Genomic DNA, 20,547 nt, shown 5'->3' with positions numbered 1-20,547 from the left:
GTTCAGCTCAATGAAAATAGGTATATTACTATTTTCAACCATCCTTCTTTCTTCCGGTATAATAATTTCTGCAGTTTCAACTATTACAAAGCAATGTGAATTAGTAAACTACGGTTATGGTAGCGTTGCTAATCCTCCACAATATTGGCGTGAAGAATTGTGGAGTGTATTAAATAAAGGAATGCCTTCTGCGTATGTTATATTAAACGGAACGAGAATTGTTAACTTAAGTAACGTATCTTCCGTGCAACTTAATTCTTCTTATTTTTACGTTTATGTGATCAAGGGATATGTTCAACCTTATGCATACTTATCTCCAATAGGTCTTCTCCTAATCTTTTTAGGGACGGCAACAGGTTTTAGGGGAATGATACTTTTAATACAAGAAAGAGCTCTAGGGGAATTATCTAAGGGCTACGCCGTAGGTGGATCAATTTATAAATATGTAATTAAGAGGCTAGCAAGCTTCGTAATTTCTATGATGATAGTCTCTTCTGTTGTAATAATTCTAGAAGCTATACATGGTGTTTGTATAACAAAGTCTATATCCGAGTTGATAACGTTTAGTATGGGCTATAGTAGGCACTATGGAATTTCTGTAACTTCTCTGCTTTTAACTTCCTTAGCTTTCACAAGTTTGTTGACTGGAATAGCCTTTGCTTTAACTGTGTATTTAAGTCCTTTTTTAGTTATGAAAGCTATTCTAGGTTCTTCAGTAATTAATTCTCTACTTAGGAGATGGAAATATATCGGTAACGCTTTAGCTTCTTGGGTTATAGCAATAGGATTAATTTACTTATTTCATGTATATTTGAACGTTTTACCAATAGGTTCACCTAAGGGTCATCTAATATATTACCTTATTTTACCTTTAGTTTCACTGTTCTTTCCATTCATAGGAATTTTTGCGAATAGGATACTGCTAAGTGTAAGCAAGGTTCCGCAAGAGTTTATTGCCAAAGGCTTGAGCAGGGACGTTTTAGTATTTAGGCATATCCTAGGTAATTTAACAGTAGTAACTCTTTCAAGTATTTCAGCAGCATTCGTAGAAATGTTAATAGCAGAATTTTTAGTTGAAGCAATCTTTGCATGGCCAGGTTTAGGTTATTTAATAAGAATAGGAGTTGATTATGATGATTTTAAAATAGTAGAAGGAGTTTTAATGATTTATTCTAGCATTGTTATTTTCTCCAATTTTATTGCTGATGTAATTTACGGAATAATTGATCCTAGGGTGACTAGATGATAAAGGCTTACGTCATTTTACTATCTTTCATAGTAGGTTTATCATTATTCTTTACCTTTTACGAGTTACCTCAAGGAAAACCTTTACATTGTCCTTGCCTCTCATATCCTTTAGGAACGTACATTAATGGAGATAACATGGTAAATATGAATGCTGAGGCAATAATTAATACATTAATTTTCGGCGTTGTAGCAGGAATAGTTGAAACTTTTATTGCGGTAGTCTATGGATCCGTCTCTGGTCTAATGGGTGGTAAAATCAGAATTATCATGGTAAGAATTTCTGATTCAATAAATACGGTACCCAGAATTTTATTGCTCTTGTCTATAGCCTTAATTTATGGTATTCCTACTGGGACTTCGTTAAAGGCTAATTTCTTTATTACTGCAGTAATAGTTGGTCTAACCGGCTGGGCTAATTACTCTAGGCAAGTTAGTGAATACTTATTTACTTCTTCATCTTCTACCTTAAGTAGAATTGTACCTAAAACTCCTTTCTCTTTACTTTTCTTTTCAAATAAGGAAGAGATATATAATCTCTCAAAGAAATTTATTATTCCTGCAATGATAGACGGCATTTCAACATATACTGCAATGGGCGTAATAGCAGGAGTTGGAGATCCTAGATTCCCAACTTTAACTACACTATTAACAGTAGCATCGAGGTATTTGCCTTATTGGTGGCTTTATTTGCCGCCTGCATTGTTTAGGGCAATAGTTATTGTTCTACTTTATTTAATTTCAGATAATTTGAAGTGATTTTCATGCTAGAATACGTTAACATTTATGGAGATATATTGAACGATTTTTCCATGAAGGTAGAAAGTAACCTAGGAATATTGGGTCAGAGGGATAGCGGTAAAGAGGAAATAATATTTTATACTTTATTATTAAAAAAGCCTAAAAAAGGTAAAATATTACTTAATGGAAATGAAATAAAAGAGAACAACGTTAATGACATAAGATGGAAGGAAATTTCCGCGGTTTTCTATAATCCTTACTCAATGTTTAATCCGATTTATAATATTGCATCTCATTTTGCTGAAATAGTAGTATCTCATGATATAGGAGATTATAATTTTGCGGTAGATATTGCTAAAGAATTTATAAAAATTCTGGGTCTAGATTCTTCTATTTTAGAAAAATTTTCTTATCAGCTAACCCCTTTAGAGGCTAAGAAAGTGTCGTTAGCACTTGCAACATTTCTAGAACCTAAGTACGTTTTAATAGACGATATAGAATTTGGCATAAACGATAATGGGAGAGCCGTAGTAATTAACTCTATAATAGACTTAGAAAGCATTGTGTCATCAAAATTTATAGTTTTAGACAACGATCCTGCGGTAATTTCAAGAGTTTCGGATGAGTTTGTAGTGCTTTATAAAGGTAAAATAATTGAAAGAGGAAGCAATGTAACCGAAGTATATCATCCTTATACCTTAGATTTGCTAAGAGGGGAAATTTCAACTAACTATCTAGGCAGAGGTTGCCCATATAGTGATAATTGTAGATATTCTTCATTAAAATGTAAGGAGAAAGAACCAGAAGAAATAAAGGTAGGCAACAATTACGTAAAATGCTTACTTTATTCGTGGTTAAAATGATAGTTATAAACAATTTATATACCGATCAGTTGAAGGGCATTAGTTTGGTAGTTGATGGAGTAACTTGCGTCTTAGGTGATTGGGGTGAAGATAAGAAATCCTTAATTTCTTCATTACTTGGAAAGTCAAAATACGTCGGGGAAATAAAATTTTATAGAGATAAGGAAATTGATAAAAAGCAAGCTAAAAATTTTATCAGAGTTATACCCAGAGAATTGGAAAAACCTAAAATAGATTCTATAACTTTCATTAAGGTTTTGTTAAAAAATTATGGAGAAAATATAAACCCAGAAAGTATATTAAACATTCTAGATATAAAGAATGATAAAATTTCAAATTTATCAGAATATGAAGTATTTAACCTCTACTTATCTTCACTACTTATAGGTAAAGCTTACTTTATCATTGCAGAGGATTTTCTTGAATTAATGGAAGAACAATTAAAGTATAAAGCTTTAAAAAATTTGATAAAAGTTGCTAATATGATAAATGCAGACTTGATATTGTTTTCTAGCTCGACTAAAAATCTTGATCCTTGTAAAAGAATTTACGTCATTTATGGAGGTAAACTTATAGAAGAAAGCTATGGTAAAGAACTTCTTCACCCCTATTCTTTAGCCTTACTGAATTCTAAAATAACCATAGGAAATAAAGGAGAAAAGATTCCAGTAAGAGAAATAAGCAGCCCTTCAGATCACGGATGTCCATTCCACGATTACTGCGATTTAATGCAAAAAGAGAAATGGCTTTCAATAAAGTGTAGATTACAAGATCCACCAATGTTCATTGTTAAAGGTAATAGGGTATCCTGCTGGTACTATGAAAAAGGCGTTTAAACTATTTTTAACAACCTTAAACTATGTATAAAGTTATAGTTCAGGTAAAGGACGAGGAAAGAGTTCCTCAAGCGATAAGATCCGTAATAAATTTATATAATGATCTGAAAGGAGATGCGGAAATAGAGGTAGTTTTTCATCAGTCCGCAATTAAGGCTTTAGTTAAAGGAAATCCCAATGAAGATTATGTAAAGAAGCTATTATCCTCTGGGATTAACGTTGTGGGTTGCATGAACAGTATTAATGCTCTAAATCTTAATGTCGACTCTCTGATTAAAGGCATTTCAATAGTTCAAGCAGGAGTTGGTGAGATTGTAAGAAAACAAGCTGAAGGCTGGATATACCTAAGCCTTTAATTTTTTCTCTCTCAATATACGTAGTGAAGTGAACGAGCTACAGAGAATATTCGAGGAGAAATACGAAGAAGGAAAGAATTTCCTTATCTCTGCACCTACTGGATCCGGAAAAACTTACTTAGCAAAGGAAATTCTATTGAAGGCAAAAGGAATTTCAGTTTACGTTTCACCTTTAAAGGCTTTATCGAGGGAAGTTTACGAGGATATAAGGGATAAGAGAGATACGAAATACGTAGATTCGGACGTTTATGAAGACGACCTTAGGAGCTTTAAGAGCAAAACGCTACTTTCAACTTATGAAAAGTTTGATAGTTCAATAAGGCATAAATACGGTTGGTTAAGGAAAGTCGAAGTAGTAATCATAGACGAAATACACAACGTAGAAAGCGACAGAGGATTAGCAATAGAAAACATAGTATTATGGGCTAAGAAAAACGGCGTTCAGATTATAGGCTTAAGTGCTACTTTACCCAGTGTTAAGAATTACGCCAATTGGCTAAAGGCGGAGGTAATAGAATATAATAAAAGGGCCGTTCCTCTTCACGAGTGTATAGCATATCCTTACGTAATTAGGTGTTATGATAACGATTTTACAATACCTTTAGAGCCTTTAAACGGAATAAGGAGCGAGAAGTTAGAAATCCTTATCCCAACATTGAGGTACATTATAAAACAAGGTAAAAACGCATTAGTTTTCGTAAGAAGTAGGAAATCGGCAGAAAGCCTTGCTGAGACTTTAAGAAAATTCGGCTTTAACGCTTCTCATTATCATAGTGGAGTTCCTTTAGAGGAAAGAAGACAAATTGTCGAAATGTTAAAGAAAGGAGAAATTAACGTAGTAGTTTCAACCACTGCATTAGGCCAAGGTGTTAATTTACCAGTTTACGCTACAATTTTCTACGATACTGTATTGCCAGAATCGGACGAAAAAGGTAACCTAAAGGGTTGGAGAGACCTTAACTTAATGGAATTCAAGCAGATGGCAGGAAGGGCTGGAAGGCCAGGCTTTGACAAGGAAGGAATGAGTATAATTATTTCAACATCTATGAGAAAAGCTGAGGAGTTTAGAAGGAAGTATTTTTCCTCTTCATATGAAGAGGAAAAGAGTACTTACTCGCTCGACGATTTATCCTTAGGTGTAATATCGTGGAGAGAAGGTTATAGTAAAGAAGATCTCCACTCAATTTTAAAGTGCAGTTTAAAGTTTAATAAAATAACTGAGGAAGAATTCTTGAAGTCTTTAAACACATTAAAAGAAGTTAATTTAATTGAAGAGGATGGAGGAGGAATATTTTTAACCCCCTTGGGTAAAGCAGTTTCCTTAAGTTATATTGATATCTCACTTTTAAAGGGGTTTCAAATAATTTCATCTGATCTTTTAACTACAGTGGTTTCCTCAAATGCCGTTGCACAAGAACTAAGAGGCTGTAAATGCGGGAGAGAATTATTAAAGAGGTGGAGTAATGGTGAGGACTTCTCTTCTCTATGTAAGAATTTATCGGCTAAAGATATAAATGAAGTAATAAGCAATGCTAGATGGATTTCCTTTGCTCTATATAGAGTGCTAAAAGCTTTGGGCAAAAACGATGAGGCTAAAGAAGCATTGAAGTTATATTATCAAATAAAGTACGGGGTTCCTTTTGAAGGAGTAAGGTTAGCAAAATTAGGCTTAGATAGAGGTACTGTTATGAAGCTGTTAGTGGATAAGAAAATAAAAGACGAGAAGGAGCTTTGTATAAAAATATTCACTCCACCCTTGAAGATACTAATAAAGGAAAGAGGTTATGATCCTGCAGGAGTATGTAGGGAAGTGTACAGTAAAGATCTAGACGTGTATGAAATGGCTAGAGTAGTTACTAAATATTATGGAAAAGAGTTTGAAGGAAAGAAGATAGATAAAGAAATCCTAGAAAAACTAATTTCTCTAGGTATAGTGGAGAAAAGGGTTAGGAAAGAAAAAGATGGAAATGAAAAGATAGTATATTTTATTCAACCCTTTTCATAAATTCATCCTCGTTCACTATTACTCTCTCGTGAATTCCTTCGGCTATCTTTTTATCCTTATAAAATGCCTCGACTTTGAAAGTTACTCTTTTACCTTCTTCTTTTACTATTGTAGATCTAACTAATATTTCCGCACCTATAGGTGCCGGGGCAAGATGCTTTACATCAACGTGATACCCAACGCTCGTTAATCCTTTGCTTAGTTTTTCTTGAAGTAAAGTGAAGGAAACGTCTTCCATAAAGGCTATTAAGCAAGGCGTAGATAACACATCAACTGCACCGCTTGATACCTTTACTGCAGAATGCTCTGTTTTTACTGTGAACTTTTTCTCTAAAAATTCCATAAGGAAAATATTAAGGAAAAGCTTATAAGAATTTGCGTTTATCTCATCTTGGAGGGAATACAGTTGGAAGAATCTTAGAGGGAATAGACTTAGGTTATACTTATCCAAACGGTTATAAAGTCTTTGATCATGTTAACATTGAAACTTATGATAATGAATTAATAGCAATTATAGGACCTTCCGGTATAGGAAAATCAACCTTATTGAGGATCCTTGGAGGGTTTGTTAAGCCTGATCATGGCGAAGTTAGATTATTAGGAAAGAAAATAACTCAACCTACTCCAAAGATAGCTTTAATCCACCAATCAATTGTAACATTTCCTTGGTTTACCGCGTTAGAGAACGTTAAACTAGGGTTAAAGTATAAGAAATTGCCTAAGGAAAAAGAAGATGAAATAGCGAGAAAGATGTTAGAGCTTGTAGGTTTATCAGGCTTTGAGGATTTCTACCCTAAGCAAATGAGTGGAGGAATGAGACAAAGGGTCGCAATAGCAAGGGCTTTGGCTGCAGATCCTGTTGTTTTATTAATGGATGAGCCCTTTGCTCACTTGGACGAATTAACTGCAGAAGGTCTTAGGAGAGAGATATACTCTATATTATTCAATGAGGATACTTCTTTGAGGTCAGCAGTTCTAGTTTCACACAACTTAAATGAGGTAGTAGAATTAGCCGACAGAGTTTACGTATTGAATGGGAGGCCAGCTAGTGTTGTTGGAGAAGTTAAGATAGAATTAGATAGACCAAGAAAGCCTAAAGATGACAGATTTCAAGCATATCTAGATCAACTTTATTCTCTCCTAACCCCAGTTGAGAAGAACGTAGAACAAAAGGATAGGGGTAAAGAAAATGTTTGATATTTGGCTAGCTATATATGATACTCTCCTAACCTTAGGTAGAGTATTTATAGATATAGCTTTTGCAATAGTAACAGGCTGGCTTTTAGGTTATATTTCTTTAAAAAGTAAAACATTTGAAAACATATATATCTCTTTATCAGAAATTTTCGAGTCTGTACCAGTAATTTCCTTCTTCCCCGTAGTCTTAATTTTCTTCGTTTTTAGTATAGGTGGTAGTTTAGGAATAGAACTAGCGGTGCTGTTTTTAGTTTTTACAGCAGTTGTTTGGAATATTTGGATGGGGATATATCAAGCCTTTAAGACGGTCCCGTCAGAAATGGAGGAGGTAATAAGAAATTATAGATTCGGTTTCGTAGGGAAAATGCTTCGACTTTATATTCCTTTCTCTATGCCTAGAATTGCCGCAAATTTAATTCCTAGCTTTGCTGATGCGTTATTTTACATTACGGTAAGTGAAGTTTTCAGCATAGGTGTCAAGAGTTATGAGGTTCCCGGTATTGGTACTTTAATAGCTCAATATACTGCAGAAGGTGACTATACTGATGCTATCTATGCATTAATAGTTCTAGGAATTTTTACTACTACAATAACACTTTTATTAAGAGAATTTGCAGAATATTCTGTTAAAAAATACGGACTTGATACTGAAGCGACATTAAAATCCTTTAAGAGAGGAAGATTTAGGATAAGGTACTCTGCTAGATTAAGTAATTCTAAAGGAGTTTTTGCTAAGCTAGGAAAATATTTGACTAAACCACCTTACTTTACAAGGCAAAATAGACTTATGGAAGAGGAAGAGGAAGCTAAAAATAGGAAAATTCCAATTAACATGATTTCAGCTGGAATAGGAATATTACTTCTAATAATAATTCTCTATGGTGCATATTCGGTAATAATTTCTGTTAAACCATCAACATGGAGTTATTTAATTTCAACTCTACCTCAAGATTTAATAGACTTAGGAGCCGATTACCTAAGAATTGCGGTGATTGCTTTAATGTCTTTTATCTTTGCAGTATTTGTAGGGTATTACATTGCTAGGCATACTAATGCAGATAGAGTAATTGTGCCTATAATACAAACTTTCTCTGCTTTCCCTGCTCCAGCTTACTTTCCTCTACTTTACGGATTTACATATACCTACGTAAGTTCAATATTCGGCCCATTTACTAACGAGTTTTACGTTCTACTTTTAGGTTTCATCTCCACTTTTTACTATGTATTTTACAGTTTCTGGATAGGAGTTAAGAATTTACCATCAGAATATTGGGAATTAATGGATAACCTTAAGTTAGGATTCTGGACTAAAATGAGGAAAATAATATTGCCTGCAACATTTCCTTATATAATAGCCGGAATGAGTAGTACAATAAATAGTGCTTGGGGAGGATTGGCAATAGGTGAATATTGGCCAGATATCTACCAATCTCAAACTCTTGAAGTAAGAACTGGATTAATGAAGGCGTTAGCTGTAGCCGATAATCAAGGAAATCTTGCACTAGTTGGATGGCTTTCGTTAATATTTGCTATTGTAGTAGTAATATACTCAGTACTGTTCACGAGAAAAATGATGGATTTGGCTAGAAAGAAATATGTAGCAGAAGAAGGAATATATGCTGCATAGATGATGTGGAATCCGGGAACAGATTGGTGAAGATACGCGCGAACTCTGAATTTTTTATCTTTTTATTTTTTCTTATATTTCTTAATAAAATCAACTTTATACTCCTTATTTATTATTATATTTTATATTAAACATCCGTTTATTTTTCTAAAATAAAAACCTTTTAAACCCGTATAAACATTATTATATGGTTAAAATGCCTCCTTTTGGAAAAGTCCTCGTTGCGAATAGAGGAGAGATTGCAGTCAGAGTAATGAAGGCAATAAAAGAAATGGGGATGAAAGCGGTTGCAGTTTACTCCGAAGCCGACAAGTACGCTTTACATGTTAAATACGCAGATGAAGCTTATTACATAGGTAAAGCCCCAGCTCTTGATAGTTATTTAAATATCGATCATATTATCGATGCCGCAGAGAAAGCTCACGCAGATGCAGTACATCCTGGTTACGGTTTTCTTTCAGAGAACGCAGACTTTGCTGCGGCAGTGGAAAAAGCAGGAATGACTTTCATAGGTCCCTCCTCAGATGTTATGAATAAGATAAAGGACAAACTTGACGGAAAAAGAGTTGCAAAAATGGCTGGAGTACCTATAGCTCCTGGCTCCGATGGTCCGGTTAGTTCGTTAGATGAGGCACTAAAGATTGCAGAAAAAATTGGTTATCCAATAATGGTAAAGGCTGCAAGCGGCGGTGCAGGAGTTGGAATAACTAGAGTAGATAGTCCCGACCAACTAGTTGAAGTGTGGGAAAGAAACAAAAGATTGGCTTATCAAGCTTTTGGAAAAGCGGATCTTTATATAGAAAAATATGCTGTAAACCCAAGACATATAGAATTTCAGTTAATAGGCGATAAATATGGTGATTATGTAGTAGCTTGGGAAAGAGAATGCACAATCCAAAGAAGAAACCAGAAATTAATAGAAGAGGCACCTTCTCCTGCATTAAAAATGGAAGAAAGGGAAAAAATGTTTGAACCAATAATAAAGTTCGGTCAAATAATTCACTACTTTACAATGGGCACGTTTGAAACAGCGTTTTCTGACGTTACTAGGGAGTTCTATTTCTTAGAGTTAAACAAGAGATTACAAGTAGAGCATCCTACCACTGAGTTAATTTTTAGAATAGATTTAGTTAAGCTTCAAATACTCCTTGCTGCAGGAGAACATTTACCTTTTACACAAGAAGAACTTAATAAGAGAGTAAGAGGCGCAGCAATAGAATATAGAATAAATGCAGAAGATCCTTTGAATAATTTCACGGGCAGTTCTGGTTATATTACTTATTATAAGGAACCTACTGGTCCAGGAGTCAGAGTAGATAGCGGAGTTGAAGCAGGAAGCTGGGTTCCGCCCTTTTACGATTCCCTTATATCTAAATTAATAGTATACGGCGAAAATAGGGCTTACGCTATTCAGGCTGGAATAAGAGCTTTGAATGATTATAAGATAGGTGGCGTAAAGACGACTATTGAGCTTTACAAATGGATCATGAGGGATCCTGACTTTCAAGAAGGAAGATTCTCTACATCATATATTGCACAAAAAACTGAACAATTTACAAAGTATTTGAGACAACAAGAGGAGTTGAGGGCTGCGTTAGCATTAGAAATCCAGAGCAGGGGACTAAATAGACAAGGAGCAACTCCAGTTACAACTTCGCAAAGGCAACCTAAATCTGCATGGAAGACTTACGGTTTGGTTTCTCAAGCCTCTTCGAGGGTGATGTGGTAATGAAATTATACAGAGTCTATTCCGAGACTGGAGATACTTACTTGATGGCAGTTGATAGCAAAGGCAACGTTGATAAGATAAAAACTGAAGCTAACGAGTTTGAGATAGAGTATTTAGGAAAAGGTACTAGAGATAACGAGTACTTGTTTAAGGTCAATGGCGAAATTCATCACGTATTTGTAGATAATGGATATGTCTTTGTTGACAACGCTAGTGTATTTAAGTTAGAGAGAGCTACAGAATTGCCAACTAAGGAAGGTGAATCAGTTGAGGAAATGATTAAAGGAAGAGAAGGAGAGGTTATTTCACCATTACAAGGAAGGGTTGTTAGTATAAGAGTTAAAGAAGGTGATGCAGTGAACAAAGGTCAGCCCTTGTTGTCTATTGAGGCAATGAAATCTGAAACTATAATTTCTGCTCCTGTTGCAGGAGTTGTAGAGAAAATCCTAGTTAAGCAAGGTCAAGGAGTAAAGAAGGGAGATACACTTGTTATCATTAAGTGAAGGTTTTTTTCTTCAATTATACATGTAAGGTGATATATGTATGTCTCAAGAAGAAAAAACTATGGGTAAATTAATACAAGAATTAAAAAATATGAAAGAAAAGGCATATCAAGGTGGAGGAGAAGATAAGATAAAAGCCCAACATAGCAAAGGTAAGTTAACTGCTAGAGAAAGGTTAGCTCTACTTTTCGATGAAGGAACTTTTAACGAAATAATGACTTTTGCTACTACTAGAGCTACAGAATTTGGATTAGATAAAATGAAAATGTACGGTGACGGTGTAGTAGCAGGCTGGGGCAAGGTAGATGGCAGGACTGTTTTTGCATACTCCCAAGACTTTACTGAGTTAGGCGGAACTTTAGGAGAAATGCATGCAAATAAAATAGCCAAAGTTTACGAGTTAGCACTAAAGGTTGGAGCACCAGTTATAGGAATAAATGACTCTGGAGGAGCGAGAATTCAAGAAGGTGCAGTAGCGCTGGAAGGCTATGGCCAAGTCTTCAAGATGAACGTGATGGCTTCTGGAGTAATTCCGCAAATTACTATAATGGCAGGACCCGCAGCAGGAGGAGCAGTATATTCTCCAGCTTTGACTGATTTCATTATTATGATTAAAGGCGACGCTTATTACATGTTCGTCACCGGTCCAGAGATAACTAAAGTAGTATTAGGAGAAGAGGTTAGCTTCCAAGACCTAGGAGGAGCAGTTATTCATGCTACCAAGTCTGGAGTAGTTCATTTCCTGGCGGAGAATGAACAGGATGCAATTAACATTGCCAAGAGGTTACTTTCCTATTTACCTTCAAATAACATGGAAGAACCACCGTTTATGGACACTGGAGATCCTGCCGATAGAGATGTTAAAGACGTTGAGCAAATAGTTCCTACTGATTCTGCAAAGCCGTTTGATATGAAGGAAATCATATATAGGATAGTAGATAACGGAGAATTCCTAGAAGTTCATAAACATTGGGCACAGAATATTGTAGTAGGATTTGCAAGAATTGCAGGAAACGTTGTAGGAATAGTTGCAAATAACTCTCAGTACTTAGGAGCAGCTATAGATATTGACGCTGCAGACAAAGCTGCAAGATTCATAAGGTTCTGTGATGCATTTAACATTCCTTTAATAAGCCTTGTGGATACTCCAGGATATATTCCGGGCACTGATCAGGAATATAAGGGAATAATTAGGCACGGCGCAAAAATGCTTTATGCGTTTGCAGAGGCGACAGTACCTAAGATAACAGTTATAATAAGGAAATCCTACGGAGGGGCACATATTGCAATGAGTATAAAGAGTTTAGGAGCAGATCTAGTTTATGCTTGGCCTACAGCTGAAATTGCTGTAACTGGTCCAGAAGGTGCTGTAAGGATATTATACAAGAAGGAAATACAAGCATCAAGCAATCCAGATGAATTCATAAAGCAGAAGATTGCAGAATATAGGAAATTATTTGCTAATCCTTACTGGGCGGCAGAGAAGGGATTGATAGACGACGTTATAGAACCTAAGGATACTAGGAGAGTAATAGTTTCGGCATTAGAGATGTTAAGAAATAAGAGGGAATATAGATATCCAAAGAAGCATGGTAATATACCGCTCTAAGCTCTTTTTCTATATACTATTCTATTTTTCTCCTCTACAATAATTTCTTGATTTAGAGATAAAAGTAAGAGTTTAAATTTCTTTAAAAGATCTTCATCTCCAGTAACTTCAATTTCTTTTCCGTCTTCTGCGTTAAGCATTTCCAGCAATAAGTCTTGCAGCTTCTTTTGCAATTTTCTCACCAATTTTCTGACCCAATAACGATTTGACTTTATCTACGTTCATTACCACGTCCTCTGGTTTCTTTATTCCATGGTTATAAAGAATCCTTGCCCTCTTCCTTCCAACGCCTTGAATCTTAACTAGGTCAAGCAATTCTTCCTTGACTCCATCCTTTACCCTCAGATTAAGCGTATAAAGGACATCATAATGCTCCTTAAGGTCAAGAACTTTTGCTACATTATAACCGCTGTAAGTTAGCCAATCCATTGTGTCAATTATACTTCTAAGGTCACCCGAACCTATCCCGTATCTACTCAAAATTACGTCTTCATCTACTTCTTCTATCCAATCGTTAATTATCATTGCTACTTTAAGAGCAGAGACGTAATTGTAAAATTCGTCTTCATCTTCTGGTTCTTCTATAAATAAAGGGCAGGGAGCTTCGTCAACAAGTTCTTCAAGCTCACTTCTTGTTACCGAAACTGTAGGTCCGTCTGGAGTGTAAGCAACTAAATGCAAATAAGCAATGTTACAACTTTTATCGCTCTTTGTCAAATAGTCTTTAAAAACCTTGGCCGTGAAAGGATTGATATAAAGATCCGCAACTCTTTTGCCGAATTTTGTTAATACTAGTTCATCATCGCCTGCGATAAATTCATTATCTCTTAACCAAGTTATACCTCTCTTTACATATTTTTCTGCAACGTCTTTATCAAGCAAGGTATCCATTGCGTAATCTTCTAAATCGTCCTCAGAAATTTTCTTCTCTGAAGAAATTATTCCTAATAAGAAGGAATAAAATGCAGATTCGTTGCCAAGTCTTGACTCTATAGGTTCTGGAGGGGATAAAATATATTTTTTAAATACTTTTTCTGCCTCTTTTTTATTCCTTACTACAATTACTGCTTCTCCTTCCTTGTCAAAGCCTGGCCTTCCGGCTCTTCCTGCCATTTGTTTATATTCCATTATTGAAATTTCCTCTTGATATCCTAGTATTTTCCTATTGTATCTATGAAAGTCCCCAATTATTACTGCCCTTGCAGGTAAATTAACTCCTGCAGCTAAAGTTGGCGTTGCAACTATAACCTTAATTTTCCTTTCTCTAAAAGCTCTTTCTATTATTTCTCTAAGCCCTTTAGAAAGTCCAGCGTGATGAAAAGCAACTCCTCTAACTACTAGTTCATAAAGTTCTTCTTTTTCGTCACTTCCGGCATCTTCTACGTTCTTTATTTCTTCACCGACCTTAAGTAATTCCTTATCTGGTAAGGATAATAACCCCATTGATGAGGAAATCTTTTTTGCAGTACTTTCTGCCATTTTTCTAGAATTTCTAAATACTAAAACTTGCCCTCCGTGCTCTAATACGTAAAGCGTATAAGCAATTATTGGGTCGTTTCCTTTAATTTCTATTGTCTCGTTAGGAAAAATTACTTGATAACTCTTTTTACCTTCAACAATAACTCCTTCTCTCAAAGGTACTGGTCTCCAGTTTGTTGTTACCGGTATTGCATTTAGCCAGTTAGCTATCTTTTCGTAGTTACTTATTGTAGCACTTAACGCTAACAAATTTTTCCTTTTTGCCCTTATTGCAACGCTTTCAACTACTGGTCCTCTTTCTTCATCATTTAAATAGTGAAATTCATCTAGGACAAAGTAATCTACTTCGCTTAACCAAGATGGGTTATGTCTCCATAATGAATCGATTTTCTCGTATGTTGATACTATTATATCGTAATTTTTTAACCAAGCATCGTCACTGTCGTAGTCCCCCGACGTCATCCCTACTTTAAATCCTAACTCTTCCCAATCTTTTAGCTCGTTATATTTTTCTGCAGTTAATGCTTTAAGTGGCGTAATGTAAACCGCCTTTCCTCCGTCGGAAAGCAAGTGAGATATTATTCCTAGCTCCGCTATCAAAGTTTTTCCTGATCCAGTAGGCGAAGTAACCAATAGCCTTTTTCCTTCTAGTAACCCGCTATTAACCGCATCTGTCTGCACTGGATTTAGCTTTTCTATTCCTTTCTTCTTTAGAATCTTTATTATCCTCTCATCTAAGTTAAGCTTGTCTATAGGTGTGAATTCCATGAATCTTATGTAATTTGCATTTTAAGGTTTAAAAGAATTAGGACTAGAGAAGATGAATAAGAAAGCTTTATCAATTACCCTACTAATTAATTTTGGTAATGCCGATGGAACAAGTTAAAAAAGTTGGCGATGGTGTGTACGAAGTAGAAATGAATGAAACGTTAACAATATCGTTTAAATTGGAGGAAGAACTTTTAAAACAAGTAGATGAGGCAGTAAAAAGTTTAGGTTACGCAAATAGGAGTGAACTAATAAGGGACGCAATACTAGAATATATTTCTTATTTGGAAGGTAAAAAGAATGGAAATTCTTGAATATAGCATATTTCTTTTAGGATTAATTTCTTCTTTTATTGTGGGCGGTAATAATTCTGCAACCTCATTAGGAATATTAATTTCCACTAACGCGTTAAAGAGAAAGTACTCCTACTTATTAAGTGCACTGACAATATTTGTTGGAGTCTCCTTAGGAAGTTATTCCATGCAAAGTAGCATCTATGGTACAATATATTCTAGGAATTTAGACATGTTAGAATCAGCAGTATTCTCTGTGCTTTTTGCCTCAGTTATTGCCTTTTACTATTTAAATAAACTTGGTATTCCTTCATCTTTAAGCCAAATGCTTTATCCTTCAATGGCTGTTCTAGTTTTAATTTCTAGGGGAAACCTTGGATTTAATTGGGTAAAGTTTTGGTTTACTGTAACTTCTTGGGGTTTTTCACCACTTTTGGCTATTGTATCTTCCATAACTCTTTATTTGGCAATTAGAAGGTTAGCATCAAAAAGAAATGATCTATTTTCTCAAATGAAGATTTACAAATTTCTTATAGTCTTTTCCTCCATCTTTACTACATTTGTAACTGGAGCAAATGCTATAGGAATAATTGTCTCTGCAGGATTATTATCTGCGCCTTTCTATTTAGTTGCTCCTGCATATGGGATAGCTTCAGCCCTAGGAATATACTTAAGTTCTAAAAAAGCCTCAATAGTTGTAGGCTTTAGAGTTACTAGGCTTGGATATATAAGCGCAACCTCTGCTCTTGTAGGGAGCGACATTATATCTGAAATATTCACATTGCTTGGTGTCCCTATTTCTATAACCCAAACCACAATGGGTGGTATCATAGGCTTAAGCTTTAGGAGCTTTGGCTATGACGTAAAGAAGCAACTTTCCCAAGTAGCTAAAGGCTGGGGAATTTCTCCATTGGTAGCAATAATTTCTTCACTTGCAGCATTTGGAGTAATAAAAAGTGTCCTAGGATTTTAGAGTTGCGTATAAAGTTTCGACGCTCAACGTTGAGTCTTCCATTCCGTCCAAAATATCGTCAAGGAATGTTATTACATCTTTTAACTGTAGTATACTAATAATATCCGATTCTTTCTCATTCTCATATAGCCTTTGTATCATTAAATCTTTTATTTCATCTCCATTTCTTTCAATGAGCTGAATTTCCTTACCTATTCTTATTGCCTCTTTTATATCTTTTTTAAGTAATGAAATCATTAAAACAAGTTTTTCTGCCCCATCTTGTATTAATGATAAATACGAGACGAAATTAGATTGCAAAATACTGCAAAGTTTTTCATCTGGTTTTCTCGAAGTTATAGCTCTTCCTGCATCCTTTATTGATTTCATTATTTCATACAGTGATTGAGTTAATGTAAGCATTGATTCCTTAAAATCAGGTAAGAATGCCTCTCCGTAAAGCATTGAAATTATATCTTCTCTTATCATGGCTATTCTTTCATATATTCCTTTAATTTTTACCATTTTTGCTGTTGCATCTGGATAATTTGTATTAAAGATATCTAGGTAGAGAGAGTTAAGGAGAGAAGTAGAGTCTTTTATATTTTCTGCTATTTCTAGAAGTTTTGAGAAGAGTAATTCCTCTTTATTTATACTGAATTTAAGCATCTCATAAAATCTGTTAAAATAAGTTAAAAAGGCTATTCTCTGTTCTCAATATTAATGTATTTTCTGCCTATTTCTCCTTTATAGATTGCCTTTGGTCTAATTAATTTATTATCCTTCAAGTACTCCATTACATGAGCTGTCCAGCCAACTATTCTAGATGAAGCAAAAACTGTAGGGAAAAGATCAGGATCGAAACCCAGGAAGTAAAACACTAATCCTGCATAGAAATCGACATTAGGATAAATATTCTTCTTTCCAAGTATTTTACAACCTATTTCGTCTACTTTTTCTGCAATCTCAAATAGTTCCATTTTTCCCTTTTCTTTTGCTAAGTTTCTTGCATATTCCTTTAATATCTTAGCCCTAGGGTCATAGGCCTTATATATTCTGTGCCCGAAACCCATAATTCTTTGCCCGGACTCTAATTTTTTGAGAATATATTCCTCGACTTTGTCCTTACTCCCTATTTCCATGAATTGCTTTAAGGCTTCTGCATTAGCACCTCCATGTAAAGGCCCTTTTAATGCAGATATTCCAGCAGTTATTGCTGAATAAAGGTCAGACAAAGTAGATGCAACTACTAAACAAGCAAAAGTCGATGCATTCATTTCGTGATCCATATGTAAGATCATTGCCACATCCATAGTCCTAGAATCAATAGGGTTTGGCTTTTCTCCCCGCATCATATAAAGAAAGTTTTCTGCATGAGATAGTGAAGGATCGGGATGTACTATGTCTAATCCTTTTCTAACTCTATCAAAATATGAAATAATTGTAGGAATTTTTGCAGTTAATTTTACAGCTTTCTTCCAAAGTTCTTCGTTACTTCTATCCTCGATTCCTAACATACTTACTGCAGTTCTTAACACGTCCATCGGATTTGCATCTTTTCTCACATTTTTTATAAATTCAGTAATATACTCAGGGATTTCTCTTTCTTCAGCTAAAGCTTCCTTTATCTCTTGAAGTTCCTTTTTATTTGGCAATTTCCCGAACCATATTAAGTAAGCAGTTTCTTCGAAGTTTGAGAATTCTGCTAAATCATAAATTGAATATCCTCTGTAATATAGTCTGCCTAGAACTCCATCAATATAAGTTATTTCAGTTTCTTTTATAGCAATATCTTCAAGACCCTTCCTTAATTCCAATGCTCAAACCCCTTAGTTTATTCAATGAGAATTTCTTTTCATTACTCTCTAATTTAGCTTTCTGTATTATATCCTCAAGCGTGATAATTACCTCTTCAGCTACCCTTCTATTTACTGGATAAGGAATACCATCTTTTCCGCCAATTGCATAAGCATACTTGAAAGGGTCATAAGGCATATTCACTGGATCATTGTAAGAAGGGGGCTCTCTATAAATTAAGTCAGAGATTAAATATAATGCCTTAGCCGTAGAAGGTCCTAAACCTTCAAGTAATGCCTCTTCTAGGTTTTCAGGATTTGATTCGTATAATTTTTCTAAAATAGGTTTTATTTTCCTTTCATCCAAAGGCCTCATGTAGATAATCTTAGCTTCTTTTGATATTCCAACAAATGAGGCTCCACTAATCCAGCTCTCTATTGTGGCTTGACCTTTTAAAATTGCTTTAGCTTGTTGCAATTCATTTATAATTTTTCTAGGATCTTGCCTAAGTAAATCTAAAACTAGCTTTCTAGTGTTTTCTTTCTGTTTTTCTATTATATTTACTGCAATTCCTTTCTTTCCTGCTATTGCCTCGTGAGGATCTACAGTAAAATTTTCAGTGTTTTTCCAGTGATATCTTCTTGCAAACTTAGTTTCTTCATTCATTCCCTGTTGTATTATCCCCCAATATCCTTTCTCTGTTACTAGCATAGAGTGATGATAAAGCTGGTGTCCGTCTTGAACTAATGTTGTATCAACTTTTGCAACTAGTCTGCTTATGTTAGCTAATTTATCAGCATCAATATCAAAATTCAATGAATGAAGTTCTTCCGGCACTTTTAAAGCGTTTTTACCTTTTCCACCTAGAACTGCAAGTCCGTCATCCTTGGGATTAACAACTTCCTTTAATATTCCTAAAGTAACTGTTGTCGATCCCGAAGAGTCCCAATCCATGCCTATTACATTATTAAAAGCTTGAAACCAAAGTGGGTTTGAAAGTCTCTCTACTACCTTTTCTGGCCCCCACTCTATTAGCATGATATCTAAGATTGCCCTAGAAAGCTTTCTCATTATGGGAATTAACCATGAAGGTACGTGTCCAGTATGTAAAGGTAAGTCTGCTATGCCTTCTATTTCCATATATTATTAAAATTGTTAAAGCCAATTATTTAAACATGCTCATAGCTGCCACTTCAGACATTCATTCTCCTAGATATCTTAATGACTTCTTTATAGCCTTAAGATATCTTCCACAGCATGTCGACCTAGTGTTATTGGCAGGAGATCTTGCAGATAAAGGAAAATTCATGCATTTTGATCCTGTTTATAATGCATTGAGAAAGTTTCAAATAGTTGCGGTTTTTGGTAATGAGGATTTCAGAGAGGAAAGGGAAAAATATAAGGAAAAATTTCCTGATGTAATATGGTTAGACGACGAGAAGAAGCAACTTGGTGACGTAACGATTATAGGTAGTGAAGGAGTAATAAAGAAGCCTACAGTTTGGCAAAAAATGAAAGGAATAGACGAGAAGTTCTATACAGAGAGAAAGAAGAAAATTGAAGAAATGCTTTGCTCCTCTTCTGGCTTCAAGATTTTGCTTACTCATTACGCACCAACTTATAAGACTGTTTACGGAGAAAGACCTTCAGCGTATCCAGGACTAGGAGATGAATTAATAGAAGAACTTCAGTGCAAGCCTAATTTAGCAATTCATGGTCATGCCCACTACGCTAAGGTAACTTTTGCTAAGTTAGATGATACTAAAGTATATAATGTAGCATTACCAGCGAATAAAAAATTTGTAATTATAGAAATATAAGATGAAAAGTAAAGAATTAATCAAAAAAGTTTATACTTTTTGATTTGCAGGTAATTCATCATACTTCTTGAACACTAAGTACCATGCTTTTGCGTTTGGCATTTTCATTCTTAATTCTGCTTCGTCTAAGGTTGTAGGTGCTCCTAATACTACGTCTTGACCTGGCTCCCAGTTTGCTGGTGTTGCAACCTTTGCCTTATATGCTACTATTATTGCTTTAGTTATCCTTAACATTTCATCAATCTTTCTACCTGCTTCTATTGGATACTGTGCCATGAACCTTATTGTGCCTTGTGGATCTACAATGAAAACTCCTCTGACTGTTACTCCAGAATTCTCATCAACTAGGTCTAACATTCTTGATAATTTCTTATCTGGGTCAGCTATAACTGGGAAGTTTATTTTAACTCCATATCTTTGCTCAATATCATTTAACCAAGCTATGTGAGAATATATACTATCAACGCTTAGTCCCATCAATTGTACTCCTAGTTTCTCAAATTCTGGTTGTGCTTGTGCAAATGCTACAAACTCAGTGGTGCATACTGGTGTAAAGTCTGCTGGATGTGCATATAAGAATAACCACTTTCCTTTGCCAAATATGTCCTTATAGAAGTCTATCGGTCCTTTTGTAGTTAATACTTGAGTATCTGGGAACTTTTGATAAACCTTTACCATTTTAGATTCACTATAAAATAGTAGTTATAACTATTTTAAAACACTTCTT

Annotated in this window: 21 protein-coding genes; 14 read left to right on the top strand and 7 right to left on the bottom strand. The window is 35.0% G+C overall.

Annotation, left to right across the window (positions count from 1 at the left end; all coding sequences use genetic code 11):
- The first annotated feature begins 10 nt into the window (after positions 1-10).
- Genes D1866_RS05650 through D1866_RS05625 form a run of 6 tightly spaced genes read left to right on the top strand, consistent with a single transcriptional unit; the run spans position 11 to position 6,046 of the window.
- Positions 11-1,246 (top strand): ABC transporter permease subunit, encoded by a 1,236-nt coding sequence (locus tag D1866_RS05650; RefSeq protein WP_152942147.1) that lies wholly within the window; start codon positions 11-13, stop codon positions 1,244-1,246.
- Positions 1,243-2,004 (top strand): ABC transporter permease family protein, encoded by a 762-nt coding sequence (locus D1866_RS05645; protein WP_152942149.1) that lies wholly within the window; start codon positions 1,243-1,245, stop codon positions 2,002-2,004. Before D1866_RS05650 ends, D1866_RS05645 begins: the two co-directional genes overlap by 4 nt.
- A 5-nt stretch (positions 2,005-2,009) precedes the next feature.
- On the top strand, positions 2,010-2,849 hold the full coding sequence (locus D1866_RS05640; protein WP_152942151.1) for an ATP-binding cassette domain-containing protein: 840 nt from the start codon (positions 2,010-2,012) through the stop codon (positions 2,847-2,849).
- Positions 2,846-3,685, top strand: coding sequence for an ABC transporter ATP-binding protein (locus tag D1866_RS05635; RefSeq protein ID WP_152942153.1), 840 nt, complete (start codon positions 2,846-2,848; stop codon positions 3,683-3,685). Before D1866_RS05640 ends, D1866_RS05635 begins: the two co-directional genes overlap by 4 nt.
- 23 nt (positions 3,686-3,708) lie before the next feature.
- Entirely contained in the window at positions 3,709-4,041 is a 333-nt protein-coding gene (locus tag D1866_RS05630) for a DsrE family protein (protein ID WP_152942155.1), read from the top strand.
- 28 nt (positions 4,042-4,069) lie between these two features.
- Entirely contained in the window at positions 4,070-6,046 is a 1,977-nt protein-coding gene (locus D1866_RS05625) for a DEAD/DEAH box helicase (RefSeq protein WP_231136426.1), read from the top strand.
- On the opposite strand, the gene D1866_RS05620 is transcribed toward D1866_RS05625, so the two are convergent.
- Positions 6,027-6,389 carry a thioesterase family protein gene (locus D1866_RS05620; protein ID WP_152942157.1) on the bottom strand — a complete coding sequence of 121 codons (363 nt, stop codon included), beginning with the start codon at positions 6,387-6,389 and terminating at the stop codon, positions 6,027-6,029. The two genes, D1866_RS05625 and D1866_RS05620, sit on opposite strands and share 20 nt — an antisense overlap.
- Before the next feature lie 137 nt (positions 6,390-6,526).
- On the opposite strand from D1866_RS05620, the gene D1866_RS05615 reads away from it, so the two are divergent.
- From D1866_RS05615 to D1866_RS05595, 5 genes are all read left to right on the top strand, one after another.
- On the top strand, positions 6,527-7,243 hold the full coding sequence (locus D1866_RS05615) for an ABC transporter ATP-binding protein (protein WP_155861219.1): 717 nt from the start codon (positions 6,527-6,529) through the stop codon (positions 7,241-7,243).
- On the top strand, positions 7,236-8,870 hold the full coding sequence (locus tag D1866_RS05610; protein ID WP_152942162.1) for an ABC transporter permease subunit: 1,635 nt from the start codon (positions 7,236-7,238) through the stop codon (positions 8,868-8,870). The genes D1866_RS05615 and D1866_RS05610 overlap by 8 nt, the downstream gene beginning before the upstream one ends.
- A gap of 196 nt (positions 8,871-9,066) precedes the next feature.
- Entirely contained in the window at positions 9,067-10,599 is a 1,533-nt protein-coding gene (locus D1866_RS05605; protein WP_152942978.1) for an acetyl-CoA carboxylase biotin carboxylase subunit, read from the top strand.
- Positions 10,599-11,102 carry a biotin/lipoyl-containing protein gene (locus D1866_RS05600; protein WP_152942163.1) on the top strand — a complete coding sequence of 168 codons (504 nt, stop codon included), beginning with the start codon at positions 10,599-10,601 and terminating at the stop codon, positions 11,100-11,102. Before D1866_RS05605 ends, D1866_RS05600 begins: the two co-directional genes overlap by 1 nt.
- Before the next feature lie 40 nt (positions 11,103-11,142).
- Positions 11,143-12,711, top strand: coding sequence for an acyl-CoA carboxylase subunit beta (locus D1866_RS05595; RefSeq protein ID WP_152942164.1), 1,569 nt, complete (start codon positions 11,143-11,145; stop codon positions 12,709-12,711).
- Here D1866_RS05595 and D1866_RS05590 read toward each other — a convergent pair.
- Positions 12,708-12,884, bottom strand: a complete 177-nt coding sequence (locus D1866_RS05590; RefSeq protein ID WP_152942165.1) for a hypothetical protein — start codon at positions 12,882-12,884, stop codon at positions 12,708-12,710. The two genes, D1866_RS05595 and D1866_RS05590, sit on opposite strands and share 4 nt — an antisense overlap.
- Complete coding sequence (gene hel308 / locus D1866_RS05585) at positions 12,844-14,958, bottom strand: ATP-dependent DNA helicase Hel308 (RefSeq protein WP_152942166.1); 2,115 nt, start codon at positions 14,956-14,958, stop codon at positions 12,844-12,846. The genes D1866_RS05590 and hel308 overlap by 41 nt, the downstream gene beginning before the upstream one ends.
- 104 nt (positions 14,959-15,062) lie before the next feature.
- Here hel308 and D1866_RS05580 point away from each other — a divergent pair, with 104 nt between their 5' ends.
- Both D1866_RS05580 and D1866_RS05575 read left to right on the top strand, forming a co-directional pair.
- Entirely contained in the window at positions 15,063-15,272 is a 210-nt protein-coding gene (locus tag D1866_RS05580) for a ribbon-helix-helix domain-containing protein (protein WP_013776900.1), read from the top strand.
- Positions 15,259-16,224, top strand: coding sequence for an inorganic phosphate transporter (locus D1866_RS05575; RefSeq protein WP_152942167.1), 966 nt, complete (start codon positions 15,259-15,261; stop codon positions 16,222-16,224). The genes D1866_RS05580 and D1866_RS05575 overlap by 14 nt, the downstream gene beginning before the upstream one ends.
- On the opposite strand, the gene D1866_RS05570 is transcribed toward D1866_RS05575, so the two are convergent.
- The 3 genes from D1866_RS05570 to D1866_RS05560 are packed head-to-tail and all read right to left on the bottom strand — an operon-like array spanning position 16,213 to position 19,140.
- Positions 16,213-16,872: a DUF47 domain-containing protein gene (locus tag D1866_RS05570; protein ID WP_152942168.1), complete on the bottom strand. Its 660-nt coding sequence runs from the start codon at positions 16,870-16,872 to the stop codon at positions 16,213-16,215. The two genes, D1866_RS05575 and D1866_RS05570, sit on opposite strands and share 12 nt — an antisense overlap.
- A gap of 32 nt (positions 16,873-16,904) precedes the next feature.
- Positions 16,905-18,020 (bottom strand): citrate synthase/methylcitrate synthase, encoded by a 1,116-nt coding sequence (locus tag D1866_RS05565; RefSeq protein WP_013776897.1) that lies wholly within the window; start codon positions 18,018-18,020, stop codon positions 16,905-16,907.
- The gene (locus D1866_RS05560) at positions 17,998-19,140 is read right to left on the bottom strand and encodes a DUF763 domain-containing protein (RefSeq protein WP_152942170.1); all 1,143 of its coding nucleotides are present in this window, start codon (positions 19,138-19,140) and stop codon (positions 17,998-18,000) included. Before D1866_RS05560 ends, D1866_RS05565 begins: the two co-directional genes overlap by 23 nt.
- A 35-nt stretch (positions 19,141-19,175) precedes the next feature.
- Between D1866_RS05560 and D1866_RS05555 the strand changes: the two genes are divergently transcribed.
- Positions 19,176-19,820: a metallophosphoesterase family protein gene (locus D1866_RS05555; RefSeq protein ID WP_152942171.1), complete on the top strand. Its 645-nt coding sequence runs from the start codon at positions 19,176-19,178 to the stop codon at positions 19,818-19,820.
- Between the two features lie 30 nt (positions 19,821-19,850).
- Here D1866_RS05555 and D1866_RS05550 read toward each other — a convergent pair whose 3' ends face one another.
- A complete protein-coding gene (locus D1866_RS05550) occupies positions 19,851-20,498 on the bottom strand; it encodes a peroxiredoxin (RefSeq protein WP_152942173.1) in 648 nt (215 codons plus the stop codon).
- Positions 20,499-20,547: the final 49 nt, after the last annotated feature.

The organism is Acidianus ambivalens (assembly GCF_009729015.1).
In the GTDB taxonomy this organism is placed as follows: domain Archaea; phylum Thermoproteota; class Thermoprotei_A; order Sulfolobales; family Sulfolobaceae; genus Acidianus; species Acidianus ambivalens.
The sequence above is the reverse complement of the archived record's forward strand: the minus strand, read 5'-3'. Positions and strand labels throughout refer to the sequence as shown.